The organism is Mariprofundus micogutta (assembly GCF_001895085.1).
GTDB lineage: Bacteria > Pseudomonadota > Zetaproteobacteria > Mariprofundales > Mariprofundaceae > Mariprofundus > Mariprofundus micogutta.
In genome coordinates, this window is the sequence record NZ_BDFD01000012.1 from 37,337 (window position 1) to 59,749 (window position 22,413).

18 protein-coding genes are annotated in these 22,413 nt (G+C 48.8%); 5 read left to right on the plus strand and 13 right to left on the minus strand.

What is annotated here, in order from left to right; genetic code table 11:
- Positions 1–52: 52 nt before the first annotated feature.
- Positions 53–2,914, minus strand: a complete 2,862-nt coding sequence (locus MMIC_RS12480; RefSeq protein WP_171966475.1) for an ABC transporter substrate-binding protein — start codon at positions 2,912–2,914, stop codon at positions 53–55.
- A 195-nt stretch (positions 2,915–3,109) separates the two neighbouring features.
- The gene (gene sixA / locus MMIC_RS07620; protein WP_072659871.1) at positions 3,110–3,580 is read right to left on the minus strand and encodes a phosphohistidine phosphatase SixA; all 471 of its coding nucleotides are present in this window, start codon (positions 3,578–3,580) and stop codon (positions 3,110–3,112) included.
- A 139-nt stretch (positions 3,581–3,719) separates the two neighbouring features.
- Here sixA and map point away from each other — a divergent pair, with 139 nt between their 5' ends.
- Together map and typA are read left to right on the plus strand one after the other, a co-directional pair.
- The gene (gene map / locus MMIC_RS07625) at positions 3,720–4,472 is read left to right on the plus strand and encodes a type I methionyl aminopeptidase (RefSeq protein WP_072659872.1); all 753 of its coding nucleotides are present in this window, start codon (positions 3,720–3,722) and stop codon (positions 4,470–4,472) included.
- Positions 4,473–4,697: 225 nt separating this feature from the next.
- Positions 4,698–6,515 (plus strand): translational GTPase TypA, encoded by a 1,818-nt coding sequence (gene typA, locus MMIC_RS07630; RefSeq protein WP_072659873.1) that lies wholly within the window; start codon positions 4,698–4,700, stop codon positions 6,513–6,515.
- Between the two features lie 38 nt (positions 6,516–6,553).
- On the opposite strand, the gene MMIC_RS07635 is transcribed toward typA, so the two are convergent.
- The 3 genes from MMIC_RS07635 to prfB form a co-directional block, all read right to left on the minus strand.
- Entirely contained in the window at positions 6,554–7,807 is a 1,254-nt protein-coding gene (locus MMIC_RS07635) for an RNA-guided endonuclease InsQ/TnpB family protein (protein ID WP_307157488.1), read from the minus strand.
- A gap of 121 nt (positions 7,808–7,928) precedes the next feature.
- Entirely contained in the window at positions 7,929–8,993 is a 1,065-nt protein-coding gene (locus MMIC_RS07640) for a PilZ domain-containing protein (RefSeq protein ID WP_072659874.1), read from the minus strand.
- An 88-nt stretch (positions 8,994–9,081) separates the two neighbouring features.
- Positions 9,082–10,207 (minus strand): peptide chain release factor 2 gene (gene prfB, locus MMIC_RS07645; protein ID WP_143144913.1). Its coding sequence is split into 2 segments (ribosomal slippage): positions 9,082–10,131 and positions 10,133–10,207, totalling 1,125 coding nucleotides; the frame shifts between segments, so codons are not numbered across the junction.
- Positions 10,208–10,330: 123 nt separating this feature from the next.
- Between prfB and MMIC_RS07650 the strand changes: the two genes are divergently transcribed.
- Entirely contained in the window at positions 10,331–10,720 is a 390-nt protein-coding gene (locus MMIC_RS07650; RefSeq protein WP_072659876.1) for an RNA-binding S4 domain-containing protein, read from the plus strand.
- 6 nt (positions 10,721–10,726) lie between these two features.
- Here MMIC_RS07650 and MMIC_RS07655 read toward each other — a convergent pair whose 3' ends face one another.
- Positions 10,727–11,122, minus strand: coding sequence for an RrF2 family transcriptional regulator (locus tag MMIC_RS07655; RefSeq protein ID WP_072659877.1), 396 nt, complete (start codon positions 11,120–11,122; stop codon positions 10,727–10,729).
- A gap of 178 nt (positions 11,123–11,300) precedes the next feature.
- Between MMIC_RS07655 and hcp the strand changes: the two genes are divergently transcribed.
- Positions 11,301–12,959 carry a hydroxylamine reductase gene (gene hcp, locus MMIC_RS07660; protein ID WP_072659878.1) on the plus strand — a complete coding sequence of 553 codons (1,659 nt, stop codon included), beginning with the start codon at positions 11,301–11,303 and terminating at the stop codon, positions 12,957–12,959.
- Between the two features lie 71 nt (positions 12,960–13,030).
- Positions 13,031–14,077: a 2Fe-2S iron-sulfur cluster-binding protein gene (locus tag MMIC_RS07665; protein ID WP_072659879.1), complete on the plus strand. Its 1,047-nt coding sequence runs from the start codon at positions 13,031–13,033 to the stop codon at positions 14,075–14,077.
- On the opposite strand, the gene recJ is transcribed toward MMIC_RS07665, so the two are convergent.
- The 7 genes from recJ to MMIC_RS07700 form a co-directional block, all read right to left on the minus strand.
- Positions 14,078–15,766, minus strand: coding sequence for a single-stranded-DNA-specific exonuclease RecJ (gene recJ / locus MMIC_RS07670; RefSeq protein WP_072659880.1), 1,689 nt, complete (start codon positions 15,764–15,766; stop codon positions 14,078–14,080).
- Positions 15,763–16,668, minus strand: a complete 906-nt coding sequence (locus tag MMIC_RS07675) for a threonine synthase (RefSeq protein ID WP_072659881.1) — start codon at positions 16,666–16,668, stop codon at positions 15,763–15,765. Before MMIC_RS07675 ends, recJ begins: the two co-directional genes overlap by 4 nt.
- Before the next feature lie 16 nt (positions 16,669–16,684).
- Positions 16,685–17,743 (minus strand): threonine synthase, encoded by a 1,059-nt coding sequence (thrC, locus tag MMIC_RS07680; protein ID WP_072659882.1) that lies wholly within the window; start codon positions 17,741–17,743, stop codon positions 16,685–16,687.
- A gap of 10 nt (positions 17,744–17,753) precedes the next feature.
- Positions 17,754–19,079 (minus strand): homoserine dehydrogenase, encoded by a 1,326-nt coding sequence (locus tag MMIC_RS07685; protein WP_072659883.1) that lies wholly within the window; start codon positions 19,077–19,079, stop codon positions 17,754–17,756.
- Positions 19,080–19,173: 94 nt separating this feature from the next.
- Positions 19,174–20,352 carry an alanine transaminase gene (alaC, locus tag MMIC_RS07690; protein ID WP_072659884.1) on the minus strand — a complete coding sequence of 393 codons (1,179 nt, stop codon included), beginning with the start codon at positions 20,350–20,352 and terminating at the stop codon, positions 19,174–19,176.
- 159 nt (positions 20,353–20,511) lie between these two features.
- Complete coding sequence (locus MMIC_RS07695; protein WP_072659885.1) at positions 20,512–21,204, minus strand: cytochrome c1; 693 nt, start codon at positions 21,202–21,204, stop codon at positions 20,512–20,514.
- Between the two features lies 1 nt (position 21,205).
- Entirely contained in the window at positions 21,206–22,408 is a 1,203-nt protein-coding gene (locus tag MMIC_RS07700) for a cytochrome b (RefSeq protein ID WP_072659912.1), read from the minus strand.
- Between the last annotated feature and the right edge of the window lie 5 nt (positions 22,409–22,413).

A 22,413-nucleotide genomic window follows, 5' to 3' on the forward strand; every position in this document is an offset into this window, starting at 1 on the left:
TTCTCTATTCAAGTTTGATACTGCCATGCAACCTGTTTTCGATTATTGATTCTCAGGTATTTAGTTGCTGCTGGAGCAAATGGCTCAGGTCTTCAATCATATACGGTTTGCTGAGCACTGTTTCATTTTTCAGTTTGCCGTCATTATCTTTATCATAACCTGTCGAGAAGATTATTTTCACCTGCGGATTGATCAACCGCATACATTGAGACGCCTCAATGCCTCCCATCCTGGGCATGACAACATCCAGAATAACCAGGTCCAATTTATCTGCATGTTGCTTAAATGCCTCAACAGCCTGATCACCATCTGAGGCTGTTAATACCTGATAACCAAGCGATTCAAGCACCTCTCTTTCTGTCGAAACAATCTGCTGCTCGTCATCAACAATCAGAATCATTTCACCATTTCCTTTTACCACTTCCTGATCACGTCTGGATTTCTGAGTATCATCCTCTGCATCTATCAACGGGATATATATGCTGAATATTGAACCCTTTCCTTCAACAGAATTCACCCTCACGTAACCTTGATGCGTTTTAACCGCACCAAACACCATAGCCAAGCCAAGTCCGGTTCCTTTACCCTGCTCCTTGGTAGTGAAGAATGGTTCAAACAGATGTTCAATCTGACGATCCGGAATGCCGCAACCATTATCATCCACACTGATAAGCGCATAGGGCGAGATATTGAAATATGTGTGCACTCGCATGAATTCATCATCAGGTACAAACAAATTCAGCTTGATCTTGATTTGTGGCCGATCTATCCCATCAAGTGCATCTCGTGCATTATTTACCAGATTCATCATTATCTGGTGAAGCTGAGTGATATCGCCATTCACGGTTAATGCTTCGCTGCAAAGGTCATGAACCAGATCAATATTTTCCGGTAAGGATGCGCGAAGAAACTTGATGGTCTCCTTCATAAAGGGATTGAGCGCTATTGCATTCATGCTGACCTGATCCTTACGGGCAAAGGTAAGCAGTTGATGAATCATATCCGAAGCTCGAAAAGAGAGCTTTTCAATATTATCGAGACTTTGAATCACCGCGGGTTGCCCCTGAGAGCGCTGTTTGGCCAGATAAAGGTTACCGGTCATGCCTGCCAGCATGTTATTAAAATCATGTGCGATTCCACCGACAAGCGTACCAACAGCTTCCATTTTCTGGGCCTGTCTGAATCGCTGCTCCATATCTTCCAGCTCGGTCACATCGAGAACTACGGCTACAAACACCTGTTTGGACTGCAGTGCTGATAGCTGGAGGTGAACCCTGACCGGATATCGGGATCCGTCCTTACGCTGATGCACTGTCGAAAATTGGATTTTCCTTTGCTCACCACTTCGCAGGGGCTCAAGCAGAGCCATGAAAGCTTGTTGATCAATCTCAGGTGTAATATCTACAGGTGTAAGCTCTCTGAGTTCATCAAGATCAAAATCCAGATTCAATCGCCCCCCATAATTCACCTGAATGAACTTCAATGTCTCAGCATCGAAGATGTAAATTTCATTCAATGATTCTTCAAGAATATTGTTCAGTGCCGTGGCTTTTGCTTCTGCCTGCTTCCGGGAAGAGACATCATGAACAATGGAATAAAGCAACTGTTTCTGTTTCCAAACAATTGGCCCGGAATAAACTTCAACATCTCTGATTTCGCCGTTTGACAAACGATGTTTGAAAATAAAATGGTCCCGTTTTGCAAGCCGGGCGAGTGCCATTTCTTCGTGAATCTGATCATTTGCAAAAGTGTTAATAGCTGAAATATTTAATGCCAACAGCTGTTCTCTATTATATCCATAAAAAACTGCTGCTGCGTGATTAGCTTCTACAATTTCGCCATTATCCGGATCAATAATAAGCTCCACACATTTATTTCTTTCAAACAGCTCTCTGAAACGTTCTTCACTCTCTTTCAATTTGGCCGTTCTGACTTGTACTGCCCTGCGTAAGCTTATGGAATGCAGAGTAAGCAGAATGCTAATTAGAGCCAGTAGAATTATGCCAATTAACCAGCGATGTTCTTTGATAACGTCTAAAAAACTTTCATCCGGAAGGTAAATAACCTCTGAAGCTGGAAAGTCTGCTGGCAGAAGCCCCTGGGTAATATAGATATCAGCAATATCAACCCAGCGTTGTTCCCGCATATAACCGATCTGAACCACATCAGATTCAATCATCTCTTTGGTTTTTTGGGCCTCAAATACCAATTGTTTTCTGGAAAGGTCCTGATCGTTGTATTTTTCTTTAATCACATCAATGGTCTCGTCAATATGATCAAGGGCATATTGCCAGCCGCGCATGGATGCCTGAGTGAACGCTTTCACCTTTTCAGGTTGCTCTGTGATGTTCTGTTCAGAGGTGACCAGAACATCTCCATAGAAATCAATTCCCTCTTCCCTTGGATGGATGATGCGAGAGCGAACCCCCATTAACCTGAGTTGATGCGGCTGATCGGTTTCATAACCGGCGAACGCATCTGTGTTTCCGTTAACCAGATCGCGAATATCAAAACTTGTGTCCTGTCTGGTGAAATCATCCGCTGTAATACCTGCAGCACCCAGAGCGGCTTCGATATCAGCGTTAAGGCCCGGCACCAGCATAATGCGTTTACCACGCAGATCGGAAAAGCGGGTAATGCCTGAATTTTCCCTGACGATCAGCGTCAATGGTGAATGTTGGAAGATTGCCGCCAGAACCTTAACCGGGGCACCCTTTGCTCTGGCAAGCAGGATACCGGGATCGGCCACAACATAATCGGCATGGCCATGGATTAACTCATCAGCAGGAACCTTGCCCACTTCACCGGCACGAATCTCAACTTGAAAACCGGCATCATGATAAAAGCCTTTCTCGGCAGCCATATAAAATCCGGCAAACTGAAACTGATGTTTCCACTTTAATTGTAGTGTCACGGAATCGCCAGCTGCTTCTGAGAGAAAAGGAAACAGACATAACACTATGGCGCAGATTAGCCTCCTAATCATACGATAAGCTGTCGAAAAGTAGCTTGCTGGTTTTGCCTGCAGGCCATGGCATTGCTCCTCTTTGAACTTAATGAATACGCACCACTGAAGTTCAAAAATATTGAAGCAAGTTAGCCGCCAAACTTAATCTTCACCGTAGAAAAGTGTCGGGTTGATCTGCCATAGTACCGCCCAGCCGGATTCCCTTTTTTCCAGACAGAGCACGCCACCATTACGAAAATGCACAACCTCACGATTTACATCACCGGAAAGGAGTAGCCCTGCCAGGCGCTGCATATACGGCAGATGCCCGACCAGCATGACATCGTCTGACATCGATGCGAAATGCGCCGACCATGTGGATGGATCATCATTCGGAGCCAGATCGAGCGTCTTCTCAACCGGCAAACCGCCCCAGGCTTCGGCAAACATCTCGGCAGTTTGCAGGGCACGTAATTTACCACTGTGCAGAATTCTTGCTGGCCTCGGCTTCTCAAACAGACTCAGAAACCCTGCAGTACGGGTGACATCTTCCCTGCCCTGTTCCGATAATGGCCTTGCTACATCTTCACTCTCGTCTTTTGCCAAACCATGTTGCACCAGATATACCCGCATGATTTTCTCCTTATACAAACCGACTATATTTCACCACAAAGCACGTAGTAGATGTTCTATTTAATAGCAATAATGACCTTGCTGACAGATTAGGCCACAATACGGGCATCATTCAACTGTTACCCGGAGAAGCGTAGGCATGGTAAAAATTAAAACCCCTGAAGAAATCGAAGCCATGAAACCTGCATGTCAGCATGCTGCAGATACACTGGTGATGATTGAGCCATACATTAAAGCAGGGATAACTACCGATGAGATCAATGATCTGGTGCATGAATTCACCATCAAAGCTGGCGGCATTCCTGCGCCGTTGAATTATCACGGCTTTCCTAAATCGGTCTGCACTTCGGTGAACCACGTTGTCTGTCATGGTATCCCAAGCGCCAAAAAGCTCTCGAATGGCGATATCATTAATGTTGATGTCACCACTATTCTTGATGGCTGGCATGGCGATAACAGTAAAACGTTCTTTGTTGGTGAGCCCAAGGTTCGCGCGCGCAAGGTTGTTGAAGTGGCTGAAAAAGCACTGCAGATCGGAATCGATGTCGTGCGCCCCGGTGCCACTCTTGGTGATATCGGTCATGCCATTCAAAGCTATGTTGAAGGCGAGAAGTGTTCAGTTGTGCGCGAGTACTGTGGCCACGGCATTGGGCGCGTCTTTCATGAAGAACCGCAAGTATTGCACTACGGCAAACCCGGCACAGGGCTTACGCTGAAAGAAGGTATGGTATTCACCATTGAACCGATGGTGAATGTGGGCAAAGCTGCAGTAAAACTTCTAGGCGATCACTGGACTGTCGTCACACGTGATAAGTCACTTTCTGCCCAATTCGAGCATACACTGACTGTCACCAAAACCGGCTGCGAAATACTTACTATTCCAAGCGCTTAACCTTTCACCACAGAAGACATCAGGTGAATTTCGCCTAGGGGACGAAGAGCTCGAAACAAGTCAGTAGAAAGCACATTACCTTTGTTCAATCCGCACTATTTTCTACTTTGTTTATTTAATTTTTGTGGCCTTCGTGATCTTCGTGGTGAATAAATAAATCATATTACTTCCATAAAGGTGGTGAAGCGCTACTATGCGCGCCACTTTTGATTCGAGGTACACAATATGTCCCGCAAGCTACGTAACATCGCCATCATCGCCCACGTGGATCATGGCAAAACAACTCTGGTTGATGAACTGCTCAAGCAGTCCGGCACGATGGATAGTCTGCGCGCCGACATGGAAACATGTGTCATGGATTCTAACGACCTCGAAAAAGAGCGTGGCATTACCATCACCGCCAAGAACACTGCCATTCGCTATGGTGACACCCACATCAACATTATCGACACCCCTGGCCATGCCGACTTCGGCGGCGAAGTGGAACGTGTACTGAATATGGTTGATGGTGTTGTCCTGCTGGTTGATGCCCGTGAAGGTCCGATGCCACAGACCAAGTTTGTAACCTCAAAAGCTCTGGCGCTGGGCCTGAAGCCAATTGTTGTAGTTAATAAAATCGACCGTGAAGGCTCTGATCCCGATGCCGTGGTTGATCTCACTTTTGACCTGTTTGCATCGCTTGGTGCTACAGATGAACAGCTGGAGTTCCCGGTTGTTTATGCCTCCGCTAAAAACGGTTACGGCATGCTTGATCTGAATGAAGAGTCCGACAATCTGATCTGCCTGTTTGATACGATTCTTGAGCATGTTCAAGCGCCTGAAGGCGATTCCGAAGCACCATTGCAGATGTTAGCCACCACTCTGGACTGGGATGAATACATTGGCCGTATCGTTATTGGCCGTATTGCAAATGGTCGCGTCAAAACAGGTGAAGAAATCACTGTTGTGCATGCCGATTCTTCAAAAGAAAACTTTAAGGTCACCAAATTGCTTGGTTTCCTTGGCCTGAACCGCATTGAAATTCAGGAAGCAGAAGCCGGTGATATTGTTGCTATTGCGGGTATCGAACATATCAATATCGGTGAAACGATTGCTTCCAAAGAGAATCCCATTGCACTGCCGGTGATCCACGTGGATGAACCAACGCTGTCCATGGAACTGCATGTGAACAATTCTCCGCTGGCTGGTACTGAAGGAAAATTCATCACCACACGTCAGATCCGTGACCGCCTGATGCGTGAAATTCGCACCAACGTAGCCATGCGTGTTGAAGAAACCGACTCTGCAGATGTCTACAAAATATCCGGCCGTGGCGAACTGCATATTGGTATTCTTCTGGAAACCATGCGTCGTGAAGGCTTTGAAATGGCTGTATCACGTCCGACAGTGATTATTCGTACGGTTGACGGTGTTAAACAGGAACCATACGAACATGTAACCGTTGATGTGGAAGCTGAATTTCAGGGTGCAGTTATTGAAAAACTGGGTAAACGAGGCGCTGAAATGACCTCTATGGAAAGCAATAAGGATGGCTCTACCCGTATTGAGTTCATGTCCCCTACCCGCAGCCTGATCGGTTATACATCAGAATTCCTTACCGATACCCGTGGTACAGGCATCATGCATCATGTATTCCACTCCTATGGCGCATATATCGGTGCCCTGCCGGGTCGTACCAACGGTGTATTGATCTCCATGGAAAATGGCGAATCTGTTGCCTTTGCCCTGTGGAAACTGCAGGAACGCGGCAAGATGTTTATCGGTTCCGGCCAGAAACTGTATGAAGGCATGATCATCGGTATCAACAGCCGTGACTCAGATATGACTGTGAATCCGATCAAGGAAAAGAAACTGACCAATGTTCGTGCATCCGGTAAAGATGAGTCCATTGATCTGGTGCCACCTCTGAACCTGAGTCTGGAACGAGCAATCGAATTCATTGCAGATGATGAGTTGGTGGAAATCACTCCGACTTCGATTCGTCTGCGCAAGCGATTCCTTAAAGAACACGAACGCAAACGTGCAACACCTAAAGGTTCTTGACATCCTCCCACGAATAAATATGGGATTCCCAAAACCGCTCATGCAGCTAATGGAAGAGGTCGCATCGCTGCACCTCTGGTTCCTGCTTCGTTGGGAGCGTAACCGCCTATCCCTTCACAGGCTTGAACGGCATACCCTGCCGCTAGAATATTTTTTGCAGCGTTCACATCGGCGTTTTCAGTATGGCCACAGGCCATGCATGAAAACTGTGCTTGGGTTTGTCGGTTCACCTTGTCGGTGAACCCACAGGCCGAGCATTTCCGTGATGTGTTACGCGGATTAATCAGAATCACCTGACCTCCGCGCCAACGCTGTTTGTACTCCAATTGCCGGTAAAACTCGAACCAACCCATATCGAGAATGGATCGGTTGAGTCCTGCTTTCTGCCGGACGTTGGTGCATGGCTCATCGATTGAGCCTTTTGCAGATGCCGTCATGTTTTTTGTACGCAGATCTTCAAGCACGATTACCGCGTGGTTTTTGCTGATAATCGTTGTTGCCTTGTGGATTGCGTCATTTCGGGCATCTGCGATTTTGATATGCAGGCGAGTGATCCGTTCGCGCTGCTTTTTCCAGTTGTTTGAGAATTTAGTTTTGCGGGCAAGCTTACGTTGCTCTCTGGCCAGTTTTTTAGCGAGCCTTTTAAGTGGTTTTGAGCCTTCAAAAACTGAACCGTCGGACAGGGTTGCAAGATTCACCACGCCCCGGTCAATGCCGGTTACCATTGAAGATTGATGGATCGGTTCAGCGATTTCTCTCGCTGTCAGGATAGACACAAACCAGTGTTTCCCGCGCCGGGAAACGGTTGCGCTTCGGATTAAACCTTCAATGGGGCGAGACTGGCGAAACCGTACCAATCCGATTTTCGGAAGAAAGACACGATTTCCCTCAACCCGGACAGATTGTGGGAACCTGAATGAATCATTTGATCCTTTTTTCTTGAATCTAGGCATACGCTTTAGCGGCTGCTTGCGATCAAAACCATCGCTGAAAGCCCGGTCCAAATCCTTGAGGCACTGCTGCAGGACTTGCGATTGAACTTGCGCCAGAAAGCCAAACTCATCCGATTTCTTCCAGAGAGTGAGCCACCAGGCTGATTCGTTATATCGCATGATTGGCTGCTTATCCGTGAGTCGCTGCAAGTTTATGGAAAGCATTTTATTCCAGAGGAATCGCCTACATCCAGCGAATTCAGCAAACGATTGCCGCTGACTTTCAGTTGGCTCAAGTCTGAACTTATATGCTTTCAAAATCTGCATGGTGTACGATCGTACACCATGCCAAAACAGCATTCAAGAGCAAAGGCACACCTTTTATACCCCACAGATAATAGCCGCTTCGGGGCTACACTGATCAGTGGGCTTTACGGTGTTTTTATCATAAATAACAAGAGTGCCTTCAGGGGCGCCCTTTTTATTCGTCTGCATCACATAGCTCAATGGGATCTTTCATCCATGATGGCATTTCAAGTTGCTTGAGCCGGCCGATGATTGCCTGTTCCTGCACAAAGATAAATCGATAGATGGTCTCCCTTTTAATCGTCGCCGGTTTGAACCTGATACCCAGTCGGTATTCCGAATCCACTTCTTTTGCCCAGCAAACGATAGCCTCTCCACACTTCATCAGCTCGCTACCCAGTTTGAATGCACAACTAAGTTTTTCGTTATGTAACAGAGCTGCATTCTCATCAATTAATTTCAAGCCAAGACCGGTACAGGAGAGATCTATAATATTGGCATGGATAACTTCACCACGGTGATTCAATGAGATAGGTAAGGCCCTGGCCAGTTTTACCCGAACATCTTTTCTGCGCTCTCTAAGACTTACCTCAGCGCCGGTAATCTCCAGACATATCTTATCTTCAAATTTGTTCACACCACAAACCATCAGGTTATGTGCACGATCCAGACTTGAAATCAATGCAGTGTTGGAACCCGCTGAAGCTGCAAACATGGTGATCAGATCTTTATTCTGGGAAACCCAAAGGTACTTCTTCTTATCAAAACCTCTGAATTCAACTTTCGCTGCAACCGGAATCTCATCAAAGTAGTTGTGCAGGCGAACTGTACCGGTCTGTTGCCAATTCAGTTTCAGTTCAGCCAACACCCTCTGCTTCACCTCTTCATCGAGCGCCCCCTGCCAGCGCTGATCAGCAGCATCGATAATCGCGGCTTGCAGTATATTGAAGTGCTCAACAGATTCGGAAAACAGTCGCACCTGCTTTTTAATATTGCCTGTATCTGTTGTTTCGATCAGATGCTGAACACTGAGCCACTCACAGCGCAACAGGGCTGAGAGTATATGCCCCACCGAGACATTGGACTGCAACAGAGATACCGCCAGGCTGCCCATGGAGCGCTCCACCTCTTCGCCCAGAATCACACGTGCAACCATCTGGGTCGTAGATGACTGTACAGCTGGAAGCTCGTGCTCCAGATTCTGAATGATATCCTTCAACATTTTAGCACGTATTGTCATTGACTCGGGTTACCTCACAGGGCTATCCCAAGTCTTTAGCATGCCTTATGCCATCTTTGGCGGATTATACAGAAATCATTGCCGGGATTTATTCGCTATTTTCGCCTCTGCGGATGCCCATCAGCTCTGCATTGATAAATGCATCAATATCACCATCGAGAAAAGCCTGTGTATTGCCCGTTTCCATTCCTGTTCTTAAATCCTTGATACGGGATTGATCCAGCACATAAGAACGAATCTGGTGGCCCCAACCGATATCAGTCTTGGTATCTTCAAGGGCCTGTTTCTCGGCGTTCTGTTTATTGAGTTCATGCTCATAGAGGCGTGCCTTGAGCATACTCCAGGCAGCAGCCTTGTTTTTATGCTGTGAACGGTCATTTTGACACTGCACCACGATATTTGTTGGCAGATGCGTCAGACGCACAGCTGAATCGGTTTTATTAATATGCTGACCACCGGCACCACTGGCACGGTAGGTATCAATGCGCACATCAGACGGATCAATATCAATGTCGATTTCACGATCAATATCCGGATAGGCGAATACCGATGAGAACGAGGTGTGACGACGGTTGCCCGAATCAAATGGAGATTTGCGCACCAGCCTGTGCACGCCGATCTCGGCTTTCAGAAACCCATAAGCATATTCGCCCTTGATCGATACCGTCACAGATTTAATACCCGCCTCTTCTCCGGCAGTGCATTCCATCAACTCGGTCTTGAATCCCTTGCGCTCAGCCCAGCGCAGATACATACGCAGCAGCATTTCAGCCCAGTCCTGTGCCTCTGTGCCACCTGAGCCGGAGTTGATATCGAGGAATGCCGATTCGGCATCGGTTTCACCGCCGAGCATCTGGGCAAGTTCAAGCCCTTCCAGCTGGGGTTGCACACCATCGAGCACTTCAACAGCTTCAATCTGGGAATCGCGGTCACCCTCTTCCACTCCCATTTCAAATAGCGTGGATGCATCATCGAGTTCGCTGAGTGCCTGCTTGTATTCATCAAGTACTTTTTCAACACGCGCTCGATCCTGCATCAGGCGCTGTGCCTCTTCGGCATTATCCCACAGCGTGGGATCTTCGATGCGAGCGTTTAATTCGCGCAGATCCTCTTCTTTGGCTTCGACGTCAAAGTGACCTCCGCATGGCATCCAGTCTGCTGGCATAATCTTCCGCCCGCGTTCTGAATCCTGAAATCTGATCTTCGATGCTCATCGTTTAACTCCAAAAAAGCTTGTTTCTCAAAGGAGGTGGAAGTTACCTGTTCGCCGTACCAAATCAACCAGCGAATGCAGATCAGGTATGGCATACAGCACTTACGCACTCTAGCGTTGCGGCATGTCCAAAAACTCTGTACGTATCGACAAATGGCTATGGGCTGCACGTTTTTTTAAAACGCGCGGGCTGGCAACTGAAATGGTTAGTGGCGGTCATGTACAGATGAATGGTGAACGCGTTAAAGCATCGCGTGCTGTGAAAATCGGGGACCGCTTAAACATAGTACGCAATCAGGAAACCTATGTAGTCACGATAACCGCTTTGGCTGAAAAACGCGGCTCAGCGACTATTGCACAAACGCTGTACCAGGAAACCGAAGAGAGTCAAAAGTCCCGGGAAGAACAAAACCAGTTGCGCAAGCTCAATGCTGCCAGCGCCCCCGCGCCGGACAAACGCCCTGACAAAAAAGCCCGCCGCCAGATTATCCGCTTCAGAAGACGAGAAGATTAACCAGAGTTATAGAATATCTGCCAGAGACTGCTCTTCGAGCACCTGCATAAAAGCCCGCCGCGCTTTATATAATACGCCCATTAAGCTGCAGTTATCAATCAGCGGACAGGTATTGGTATCACGAGAAAAACATTCCTGAATATTCATATGGGGTTCAGTCAGAATCACCACATCCGCAATCATGATTTCCTCCGGTTTTTTTGCCAGACGCATACCGCCCGATTTACCACGCACAGTCTGAATAAAGCCGTGCGCCCCCAGATTATGCACCACCTTCACCATATGATTTCGCGACACGCCATAGTGGTCGGTGATTTCTGAAACCGTAACCAGTCGATCCGGGTTTTTGCCGATATAAAGCAAAGCACGGAGCGAGTAATCGGTATATGAAGTAAGCTGCATAATCGAAACATATATTCTATTGACAACTTTTCCAAGCGTCTTTAACTTGCACGCCTAATGCATCTTTAAAGGAAGTGAAGAGCATCTGTCAACCAGTCACACCAGTGCCACATGATCAGGCAACAAATGATCGCACAGCATGACTTCCAACCACTTAATCTAGAGGAGTTAATCGCTTATGTTTTGTTATCAATGTGAACAGACATCCCACGCCAATGGTATTGATGGATGTGCTTCTGCCATCGGAAACTGTGGCAAGGATGCCCAGACATCGGATCTGCAGGATCTTCTGATCTATGCAGTAAAAGGTATTGCCCAGTATGCCAAACGTGCACGCAATCTTGGCGTAAGCAACAAAAGAGCTGATGAGTTCATTCTCTACGCCATGTTCACGACCCTGACCAATGTAAACTTCAATCCGGCACGTTTCACCAGCATGCTGGCGGAAGCTGCTGAAATTCGTGCTGAACTTCAGAAAGCCTACGCAGATGCAGCCGCTGCAAAAGGTGTGGCAGTTGAAACTCTGAGCGGCCCTGCTGCATGGAATATTCCGGCTGATAGTAACGAATTGCTGGCACAGGCTGAAATGGCTTCTATCAAAGCCGGCGAAGCCGAAGCAGGCGAAGATGTTATCGGTCTGCGCGCTTTGATCCTTTACGGTGCCAAAGGCGTATGCGCATACGCATATCACGCCCTGATGCTGGATCAGCAGAGTGATGAGGTTTATGCAGGCATCGAAGATGCGCTCGACTTTCTGGCTTCCGATCCTACCGATGCAGATGCACTCGTAGCTCAGGCTCTGGGACTGGGTAACCTCAACCTGACAGTCATGGCAATGCTTGATGCGGGCAATACCGGCAAATACGGTACGCCTGAACCATCATCAGTACGCATCTCCCCTGTTGCAGGCAAAGCGATACTGGTCAGTGGTCATGATATGGCCGATCTGGCAGCCCTGCTGAAACAGACAGAGGGAACAGGCATCAACATATACACCCATGGTGAAATGCTGCCTGCTCACAGCTATCCTGAATTGAAGAAATATTCACATCTGGCCGGTAACTATGGCGGTGCGTGGCAGGATCAGCAGACTGAATTTGCCAACTTCCCCGGCCCGATTCTGATGACCTCCAACTGCATTATTGAACCGGCTGCATCCTATCGTCGCCGTATCTTTACAGCCGGCCCTGTTGGCTGGCCGGGCCTGCGTCATATCGAGAACCATGATTTCTCAACCCTGATTCAGGCTGCCAACGCCATGCCTGGTTTCGCAGTCGATTCAGAAGAGAAAACCATCACCACAGGTTTCGGTCGTGACGCGGTACTTGGTGTTGCAGACACAGTCATTGGCGCTGTGAAATCCGGTGCGATTAAACACTTCTTCCTCGTTGGTGGCTGTGACGGCGCAGCATCCGGCCGTAACTACTATTCTGATCTGGTTGAACAGACGCCGAAAGATACCGTCATCCTCACACTTGGCTGTGCCAAATACCGCTTCAACAAACAGGATCTGGGTGATATCGGTGGTATTCCACGCCTGCTCGACATGGGCCAGTGCAATGACAGTTACTCGGCCATTCAGGTTGCAGTGGCACTCGCCAATGCCTTTGAATGTGAAGTGAATGATCTGCCACTATCGCTGTTCGTCTCATGGTTTGAGCAGAAGGCTGCAGCAGTACTGCTGACGCTTCTGGCACTGAATATCAAAGGTATTCACCTCGGCCCGACTCTGCCGGCATTTATCAGTCCGGCAGTACTGAATATCCTGGTTGAAAACTTTGACATCAAAGCCAACTCAACACCTGAAGCCGATCTGGCTGAAGTGCTGGCTGCATAAAATAGCACAAAGCCGGAGCGATCACTGATCGCTCCGGTTCTCTTTTTATCCCAATCATAAAGGAAGATCCGATGAGCCAGACCTACTCCATTCAACTGAATACTCAGGATGGTAAAGTGATTAGCTTTGACTGTGCAGCCGATAGTAATCTGGTGGACGCTGCAGCTCAGGCCAATATCACATTGCCGGCTGTCTGCCATGAAGGAAACTGCGGTGCCTGTCATGGCCACTGTAAAAGCGGCGACTATGAACTGAAATCACACAGTGCCGGCGCCATTTCCAGTAATGATGAAGAGCATGGTGGCATCCTGATGTGCCGTACTTTTCCACGCGCTGATATGACTGTTGAAGTAGCATCGGACCTGGCCCATATCACTTCCGGTCCGGTTCCCGAACCCGTATGCGAAGTGCTGGCACTCGATGACATGGGCGGCAAAGTACGTCGCTTGCTGCTGAAGGTTTTGCCGGACGAGAATGGGGCAGTCAATTCGGAATTTGAACCCGGACAATTTATGGAACTGGAAATTCCGGGAACTGATATCCGTCGCGCCTACTCCATCTCCAATGCTCCCAATTGGAATGGAGAACTCGAGTTCATGATTCGCCTGCAGCCGGATGGGAAATTCTCCAGCTGGTTGGAAAATGATGCAAAAGTCGGTGACCAGCTCAACACCAAGGGCCCTGAAGGCAGTTTTTTACTGCATCAGACAGGCCTTGCTCCACGCCGTTTTGTCGCCGGCGGCACAGGCATCGCACCCATGCTCTCCATGTTGCGCCTGATGGCAGAGTTCGGCGAAACACATGAATCTCACCTCTACTTCGGACTTACTACAGAAGATGACCTGTTTGCGCAGGCTGAAATCGAAACACTAGAATCTTCGCTACCCAACCTCACGGCTGAAGTATGCATGTGGAAACCGGGCAATGCCTGGCAGGGATTCAAAGGTTCGCCTGTTGATGCATTTAAACGTGACCTGCAAGCAGATATTGCCAAAGGCATCAAACCCGACGTTTATCTCTGTGGCCCACCGGGCCTGATCGATGCAGCTGAACTGGTAGCAGAAGAGCTTGGACTGCCTCAAAGCAGCCTGTTCAGTGAACGTTTTCTGCCGGGATAGTTATTCTGCCACGATAACATCCCGCACAAGCAACTGAATTGCTGAACCACCACGGTAGTCATCCTTCTGCAGCTGGCCAATGACTGAAACAGTCAAACCGGCTTCAATGGCGTCACTCATACCGTTGGCACCGAACACAATACCATCAACCCAACGACTGCCGTCGGTCAGCTTCAATCGAACAACGCCGCCTTTGAGGTTGCGACGCTCTGCAATATGAATATCCCTGATCAACCACAGGCATGCCGGGTTGCCTTTTCCGATGGGTTCAAATCTGGACAGGCGCTCTGCCAGTCCAATATGCAGACAAGCCAGATCAAGTTCGCCATCAACCGCCAGACTCAGATGATCAGAAACATGCTCAGCCTGCTCATCGATGACTCGGGCAAAGCTTGAAGCAAAAGCATCCCATTGACCTGCTTTGATAGTGCCGCCACCAGCACCCGCATGGCCTCCGAAGCCCTCCAGATGCTCGCCACAGGCATTTAACAGGTCCCCGATATGGAATCCCGGCCTGCCGCGCAGAGAAACACGCACAGAGCCATCAGGAGTAACGAAACCGACTGCAGCTGGTTTACCATGTTTACGTGCCAGTCTACCGGCAGCAAGACCAACAACGCCTGCATGCCACGCATCATCAAAGACCGCCAACACATTGGATCCGGCAAGCTTTGCCTCGCACTGCTTGAATACTTCAGCCTCAACCTGTCGGCGCTGTTTGTTTGTGACATCCAGCTCTTCTGCAAGCCCTGCCGCTTCATCTGCATCCGGAGTGGATAACATACGCATGGCAGCTTCGCCATGCTGCAGACGACCGGCAGCATTGATTCTCGGGGCAAGGTAAAAACCAATCGTTTCAACCGAGACAGCCTTTTTCACTTTGGCGACCTTGAGCAAAGCCTGCATGCCAATGGATGGTTGCGTATTAAGTCGATGCAGGCCGTGATAAACCAGCACGCGGTTTACTCCCACCAGATCCATGACATCAGCAACAGTGGCAACAGCAACACGGTCAAGCAGCTGACGCAAATCAAAATCAGGACGCGAACCTTTCTCGCCCAATAGTTTCCACACAGCCATGAGCAGGAAAAATGCAACACCTGTACCGCATAACTGACGACCAGCAAATCCACAATCGACCCGGGCCGGATTGAGCAGAGCGAATGCAGCAGGCAGTTCTGCTTCAGGCAGATGATGATCGGAGACAATCAGATCGAAACCGAGTTTGTTCGCCTCATTGCAGGCATCAAAACAGGTGGTGCCGGTATCAACACTGAGACCCAGTTTACAACCAGCTAAAACTGCCGCACGCACAGACTCCACGCCAATGCCGTGCCCTTCATCAGCCCGGTGTGGAATAGAGAATGAAACCTTTGCTCCGGCTGCTCGCAGCGCTTCCACCAGAATAGCTGTTCCATTTACACCATCCGCATCAAAATCGCCAAACACATGAATCGCTTCGCCATTCATCACAGCATCACAAACTCGCCCTGCTGCCCTGTCCATATCAATCATCAGGAACGGATCCGGAAGATCACTCAGACGCGGTGAAAAAAACGGGTCGGATTCACTTAAATCCCGAGCCTGAAGCAGGCCCTGCCATGCACTGGCAGGATCATCTGCTGCCAATGGCGCATTTCGCCAGACAAGCTTACAGCCTTTAGCAGTTCTGAGATCGGGCAGGTTCAAGAAACAAAGCCGCCCAGAGTTGCAATCAAAACCTGTTCATCTTTGGCGGCCTTTGGATGCCATGAAACCCTGGTAAACTTTGGCAGCAATGATTTCGTCAGCAGCACCGCATAACCTTCACCGGCCAGAATAATTTTTTTCGGCAGAGGAGCATCAGCCTGCAGCAGTTCGGACAGTCGTTCAGCTTCCGAAATAATGAGTGTTGCACCCTGTCCGTCCACCAGCGACTGCAGTGCCGGGTTGCGCGTCGCAACCGGCAGGGCCGGCATTCTCATATCTACAGGCCAGTCGCTTGGTGCCCAGAGCCAGAGACCATTCACATCCACATCGCCCCTCTCATGGCGTTGAATAGATGGCTGCTGAAACATAAGCATCTGAATCTCGGAAAGCAGCCTGTTCAAACGTCCGCCATCAGCACCCTCATGGTGCTTGTTCGGCAGTAATTTTCCCGAGAGTTCACCGAAGCAGATTGGAAAAGCATCCATCTTATCCCGGCATGTCAGCAACAAAACAGCTCCTGCGCTGCACAACTGCATACCCTCTTCAGTCAGTAAGGGGTTGAGCACCTCACACAGGTAGTCGGCATCTGCAACCGACCATGGCAACAAACCTTCAGGGTACACACGAAGGGCATCACGAGTGAGCTGTGCATGGTATGGAGAGGCGATCCAACACTGTTGGGTAGAGGCAGGAATATCTTTGCAGAGCGAAGCCACAAAGCCAGTGCAGGAAACACTGGCAGCCGTGGCATACCATGCCAGAGGATTGCGCGTCGTACATTCAAACCATTGCTGTTTGCAAGCTGAGAGCTGTTTCTCCCAGGAAAAAAGATCAGGATGAAGGGTCACTCCATCCTGATTACTTATTAATGCCTGACTGACGATCAGTGTGGAAGCATGCATGCTTCGAAAACTCTACTTATGAATCCAGAGCCCTGCGTACTGCATCCTCGGAAGCATCGATAGTTACCGGTGTCGCTATACCTTTCATAGCGGTGTCCGGATCTTTCAGACCGTTTCCGGTCAGAGTACACACAATGCTCTGACCCGGCTGAAAATAACCGGCCTTGTTCAGCTTGATAATGCCGGCAACTGATGCTGCTGAAGCCGGCTCACAGAACACACCCTCAAGACAGGCCAGCATATTGTAAGCTTCGAGGATTTCCTCATCGGTTACCGCATCAATACGTCCGCCGGATTCATCGCGTGCAGCTTCAGCCTGCTTCCATGAGGCAGGTTTACCAATACGAATCGCTGTAGCAATGGTTTCAGGGTTATCGATCGGATGACCCATAACAATCGGTGCAGAACCTGCAGCCTGAAAACCAAGCATGGTTGGCAGAGTCTTGGAGATACGTTTTTCGTGATACTCTTTATAGCCCATCCAGTAAGCAGTGATATTGCCTGCATTACCAACAGGTAACGCGTGAAAATCCGGCGCAAAACCGAGTTCATCTACAATCTCAAATGAAGCCGTTTTCTGACCCTGGATACGGTAAGGATTCACCGAGTTCACCAGTGAAATCGAACCGTCTGCGGAAATCTCACGTACCAGTTCCAGCGCATCATCAAAGTTGCCACGAATCTGAATGACCTTGGCACCATAACGCATGCCCTGACTCATTTTGCCCAGTGCAATCTTGCCATCGGGAATCAGTACATAGGCCTCCATACCGGAATTGGCTGCATAAGCTGCAGCTGAAGCCGAGGTATTACCGGTAGAGGCGCAGATGATTTTGCGTGATCCGGCGTTATACGCCTGCGTCACAGCCATGGTCATACCACGATCCTTGAATGATCCGGTCGGGTTCAAACCTTCAAATTTCAGGAAGATATTCAACTCAGGGTTGATGGCATTGCGCAGATTATGCGATTCGTGCAACGGCGTGTTGCCTTCATAAAGCGTGATGACCGCATCATCCTTTGCTATGGGCAAAAATGCACGGTAACGGTTAATGATTCCTTCGTAACGAGGCATAGTAAGTTCCTTATGCGACGGTTGATTCTTTACGCAGAATCAACACATCTTCTTCTACTGCTTCCAGTCCTACAATGCGGCTGATTGCTGCCTGCAGGTTACCTTCTGTGGTTTCATGTGTGAGCATTACAACGGCTACAGCATGACTGGCATGGCGTTCTTTCTGGTTCAGTGCTTCCAGACTGATACGGTGATCAGCCAGAATTGCAGTGACTGATGCAATCACACCCGGTTTATCTTTCACCATCAGACGCAAATAATACTCACATTCGATATCGGCAACAGACAATGTTTGCAGATCCCGGCGCTCTTCGGCCACATAAGCCATGGGTGGTGCAAGATACTCAACACCATCCGGTGAAACCCGGGCGATATCCATAATATCGGCAACCACAGCAGAGGCAGTCGGACGCTCACCGGCACCACGGCCGAAATACATGGTATGCTCTACAAAATCGCCGGATACCTGTACTGCATTGTAAGAGTCGGATACCTGGGCAATCTGAGAGTTCACTGGTACCAGTGTCGGATGCACACGCATCTCGACTTTATCAACCACAGAACCATCGCCATGCGGCTTGGCAATACCCAGCAGCTTAATGCGATAACCCAACTCGGATGCAGACTCAATATCGGCCGCAGTGATTTTGCTGATACCCTCAGTGAATACCTCATCAAACTTGATCTTCGAGCCATAAGCCATAGCAGCCAGAATGGACAGTTTGTGCGCAGTATCAATGCCTTCAACATCAAAGGTCGGATCAGCTTCAGCATAACCCAGTTCCTGGGCCTCTTTCAGTACGTCGGCATAATCCGCGCCTTCATTTTCCATCTTGGTAAGGATGAAGTTACAGGTTCCGTTAAGAATACCGTATACCGATTCAACAGCATTGGCGGCACAGCCTTCACGCAAGGCTTTCAGACAAGGGATACCACCGCCCACAGCGGCTTCAAAGCCAATCGCTACGCCTTTACTGGCTGCCAGCGGAAATAGTTCTTCACCATGCTTGGCAATCAGTGCCTTGTTTGCAGTAACAGCATGTTTGCCGTTCTCCAAAGCGGTTGCCACAAAAGTACGAGCAGGCTCATAACCGCCAATCAATTCAACCACCAGATCGATATCATCAGCAGTAACTATATCGCTGGCATCATCTGTCAGGCGCACGCCAGACAGGTCAAGGCCACGCTCTGTCTTCAGGTCACGGTCTGCTGCTGCAACCAGACGTACATTTTTCCCAAGCCGGCGGGAGATCAATTCCTGCTGCTCAATCAGAATACGTGCAACACCCGTACCTATCGTTCCCAGACCTAACAGTCCAACTCTTACTTCATTCATTCAAACTCCAATTTTCCACCACAATGTTCACAGAGGGCACGAAGAAACAATTAAAATGCTTCGTGATCTTCTCATCCTTCGTGGTAAACCTCTTTTATGCCCCAGTATTTAAAAACTGGCGCATGCCGCGCAGTGCCTGGCGTGTTCTGTGTTCATTTTCAATCAGTGCGATACGCACATAGTGATCGCCATAATCACCAAAACCGATGCCCGGAGAAACAGAGACTCCACCCTCTTTCATCAGTCGCTTGGAGAACTCAAGCGAACCCATGGCTTTAAACTCATCAGGAATTTCTGCCCATACAAACATCGATGCCTTGGGCTTTTCAGCCATCCAGCCCATCTGATGCATTCCGTTAATCAGCACATCACGACGAGATTGATACATCGCACGAATATCTTCCACGCAATCCTGAGGACCGTTGAGCGCCGCACATGCTGCAATCTGTAATGGCTGGAATGTACCGTAATCCAGATAAGACTTGATCTTACCCAGGGCACCAACAATCTCACTGTTACCCACCATGAAACCCATACGCCAACCCGGCATATTATAGGTCTTGGATAGTGAGTAGAATTCCACTGCCACATCCTTGGCACCCGGCACCTGCATGATAGACGGGCACTGATAACCATCAAAGGTGATCTCCGCATAAGCGATATCAGAAATGACAATCAGATCATTCTCGCGCGCAAAATCTACTAGCTTCACATAAAAATCGAGATCCACGACTTCAGCAGTCGGATTGGACGGGAAATTAACCACGAGAATCTTCGGCTTGGGCCAGGAATCTTTCACAGCCTTCTGCACTTCTTCAAAATAATCGTACCCAGGCCCCATCGGTACATGGCGGATATCAGCTCCGGCAATAATGAAACCGTACGGATGAATCGGGTATGCCGGGTTGGGGGTAAGGATGAGATCACCAGGGCTTGTAATCGCAACAGCCAGATGCGCCAGCCCCTCTTTAGAACCGATTGTAGCAATAGCTTCTGTTTCCGGATCGAGATCAACATCAAATTTGGTTTTGTACCAGTTACAAATCGCCTTGCGCAAGCCCGGAATACCCTTGGACATGGAATAACGGTGATTGCGTCCATCCTGGGCAGCTTCACAGAGCTTATCGACAATATGTTGTGGTGTCGGCTGGTCCGGATTACCCATACCCAGATCGATAATGTCTTCACCGGCATGGCGAAGTTCCATTTTCAACTGGTTTACAACTGCAAACACATAGGGAGGAAGACGTTTGATCTTTTCAAATTCGCGCATGGACGAGACTCATTCTCCGGTAAAATAGTCATACTAAACAGAGTTGGTGAGACTACGAAGCAGGTTGTTTACGGTCAAGGAAGCTTATCTGCTCTGAATATACAAAAAAAGGCCCGCCAAAATGGCGGGCCTTTGATTTCATTTCACTGAACAATCAGATCAGTGTTTCACGTCTTTCCATACTTCCACTTTCAAACGCCACAATACGAACGTCAGTAGCAGCAGGAAGCCCATCACCCAACAACCAATTATACGGCGAGTATTCTGATGCGGATCACCGATGAAGGTCAGGAATGCAGCCACATCTTCCGCCTGCTGTTTCAACTCAGCAGCTTCATCCGCTTCATGATCCAGCCAGGAGATCGGATCCGGCATAGCAATACGGTTACCCGGGAACACCTTGTTCCAGTTACCGTCAGGCACTTTACCATCAGGGTCATGTTCATAACCTGTCAGCAGCGAGTAGACATAGTCTGCACCGCCACGACGGCCAGGAACGATCAGAGACAGATCAGGTGGAGCCTTACCATAAGACACCACTGCATCTTCGATGGATAGATCAGAGATCATGCCGCTCATCAGTGATTTCTCACCACGAAGCTCATCCACCTCTTCACGAGTCAAACCGATTTCAGGATAGTCCATCAAGCCACGGAAAGTGATGTATTTGGCTGAATGACAACCCATACACACGTCGGTGAACACAGTCAGACCACGACGAATCTGTTCCTGGTCTGTCACATCCACATTGGCATGCTCAAGATGAGCACCGCCACCACTGGCCATCGCCTGAGATGAGAAACCCATTACCATTGCAGCAACTGCTGCCATCACGAATTTAGTCATCTTCATGTTAAATCCCCTCCGGCACAGGTTTCGTTTTCTCGATCTTCGGCAGGAACGGCAGAGCGAAGAAGAACAGGAAGTAATAAGCTGTTGCGATCTGACCAACCACCTTCAGCGTAGCTGTAGGAGCGGAGTGACCACAGTAACCCAGTACAATCACATCAACGAAGAACATGATGACCATGATCTTGTACATCGGACGATAACGTGCCGAACGTACTGCTGATTTACACAGGAATGGCAACACGAACAGAATCGCTAATGAACCGCCCATCGCGGCCACACCAAGCAGTTTCGATTCAAACGAACGCAGAATCGTGTACCACGGTGTCAGATACCATACCGGCGCAATATGTGCAGGTGTCTGCAGGTTGTTCGCTGGTACATAGTTATCCACTTCGATGAAGTAACCACCCATCTGCGGGTTGAAGAATACGATGTAGCAATAGAACAGCAGGAAGAAAGCAACACCGAACGCATCCTTGAGTGTGTAATAAGGATGGAATGGAATAGTCTCTTCAGGCTTGTGCAGATCAATACCTTCAGGGTTGTTGGAGTGAACCACATGCAGTGCATGAATATGACCACCAACAATCGCTGCCAGCAGAAGCGGGAACAGATAATGCAGTGAGAAGAAACGGTTCAGGGTTGGATCACCAACTGCAAAACCACCAACCAGAACCTGGCCGATATACTCACCCAGTACCGGAATCGCACCGAACAGGTTGGTAATTACCGTTGCACCCCAGAAGGACATCTGGCCCCAGGGCAACAGATAACCGAAGAATGCCGCACCCTGCATAATCAGCAGAATCACAACACCGATAATCCACAGCAGCTCACGCGGAGCCTTGAATGAACCGTAGTACATGCCGCGGCCGATATGCATATAGACCACAACAAAGAACATTGATGCGCCAACCGCATGCATATAACGAATCAGCCAACCGAAGTTCACATCTCGCATGATACGTTCAACCGAATCAAAGGCGACGGTAAAGCCGCCGAATGTCGCTTCAGCTGATGGCTTGTAATACATCACCAGAAAAATTCCGGTCAGAATCTGCAGAACCAGCACCAGCAGAGCCAGGGAACCGAAGTTCCACATGTAGTTCAAATTCTTAGGCGCCGGATATTCAGTCAACTGAGACTTGATAATTGCTTCAGCATCAGTTCGCTTGTCAATCCAGGCGAACAGCTGTGTTTTCATAATTT

Bases quoted from the DNA above. Each gene is read 5' to 3' on its own strand.
- sixA (WP_072659871.1), bottom strand. From the start codon at position 3,580: ATGCGGGTATATCTGGTGCAACATGGTTTGGCAAAAGACGAGAGTGAA.
- map (WP_072659872.1), top strand. From the start codon at position 3,720: ATGGTAAAAATTAAAACCCCTGAAGAAATCGAAGCCATGAAACCTGCA.
- typA (WP_072659873.1), top strand. From the start codon at position 4,698: ATGTCCCGCAAGCTACGTAACATCGCCATCATCGCCCACGTGGATCAT.
- MMIC_RS07635 (WP_307157488.1), bottom strand. From the start codon at position 7,807: ATGCTGTTTTGGCATGGTGTACGATCGTACACCATGCAGATTTTGAAA.
- MMIC_RS07640 (WP_072659874.1), bottom strand. From the start codon at position 8,993: ATGACAATACGTGCTAAAATGTTGAAGGATATCATTCAGAATCTGGAG.
- MMIC_RS07650 (WP_072659876.1), top strand. From the start codon at position 10,331: ATGTCCAAAAACTCTGTACGTATCGACAAATGGCTATGGGCTGCACGT.
- MMIC_RS07655 (WP_072659877.1), bottom strand. From the start codon at position 11,122: ATGCAGCTTACTTCATATACCGATTACTCGCTCCGTGCTTTGCTTTAT.
- hcp (WP_072659878.1), top strand. From the start codon at position 11,301: ATGTTTTGTTATCAATGTGAACAGACATCCCACGCCAATGGTATTGAT.
- MMIC_RS07665 (WP_072659879.1), top strand. From the start codon at position 13,031: ATGAGCCAGACCTACTCCATTCAACTGAATACTCAGGATGGTAAAGTG.
- MMIC_RS07675 (WP_072659881.1), bottom strand. From the start codon at position 16,668: ATGCATGCTTCCACACTGATCGTCAGTCAGGCATTAATAAGTAATCAG.
- thrC (WP_072659882.1), bottom strand. From the start codon at position 17,743: ATGCCTCGTTACGAAGGAATCATTAACCGTTACCGTGCATTTTTGCCC.
- MMIC_RS07685 (WP_072659883.1), bottom strand. From the start codon at position 19,079: ATGAATGAAGTAAGAGTTGGACTGTTAGGTCTGGGAACGATAGGTACG.
- alaC (WP_072659884.1), bottom strand. From the start codon at position 20,352: ATGCGCGAATTTGAAAAGATCAAACGTCTTCCTCCCTATGTGTTTGCA.
- MMIC_RS07695 (WP_072659885.1), bottom strand. From the start codon at position 21,204: ATGAAGATGACTAAATTCGTGATGGCAGCAGTTGCTGCAATGGTAATG.
- MMIC_RS07700 (WP_072659912.1), bottom strand. From the start codon at position 22,408: ATGAAAACACAGCTGTTCGCCTGGATTGACAAGCGAACTGATGCTGAA.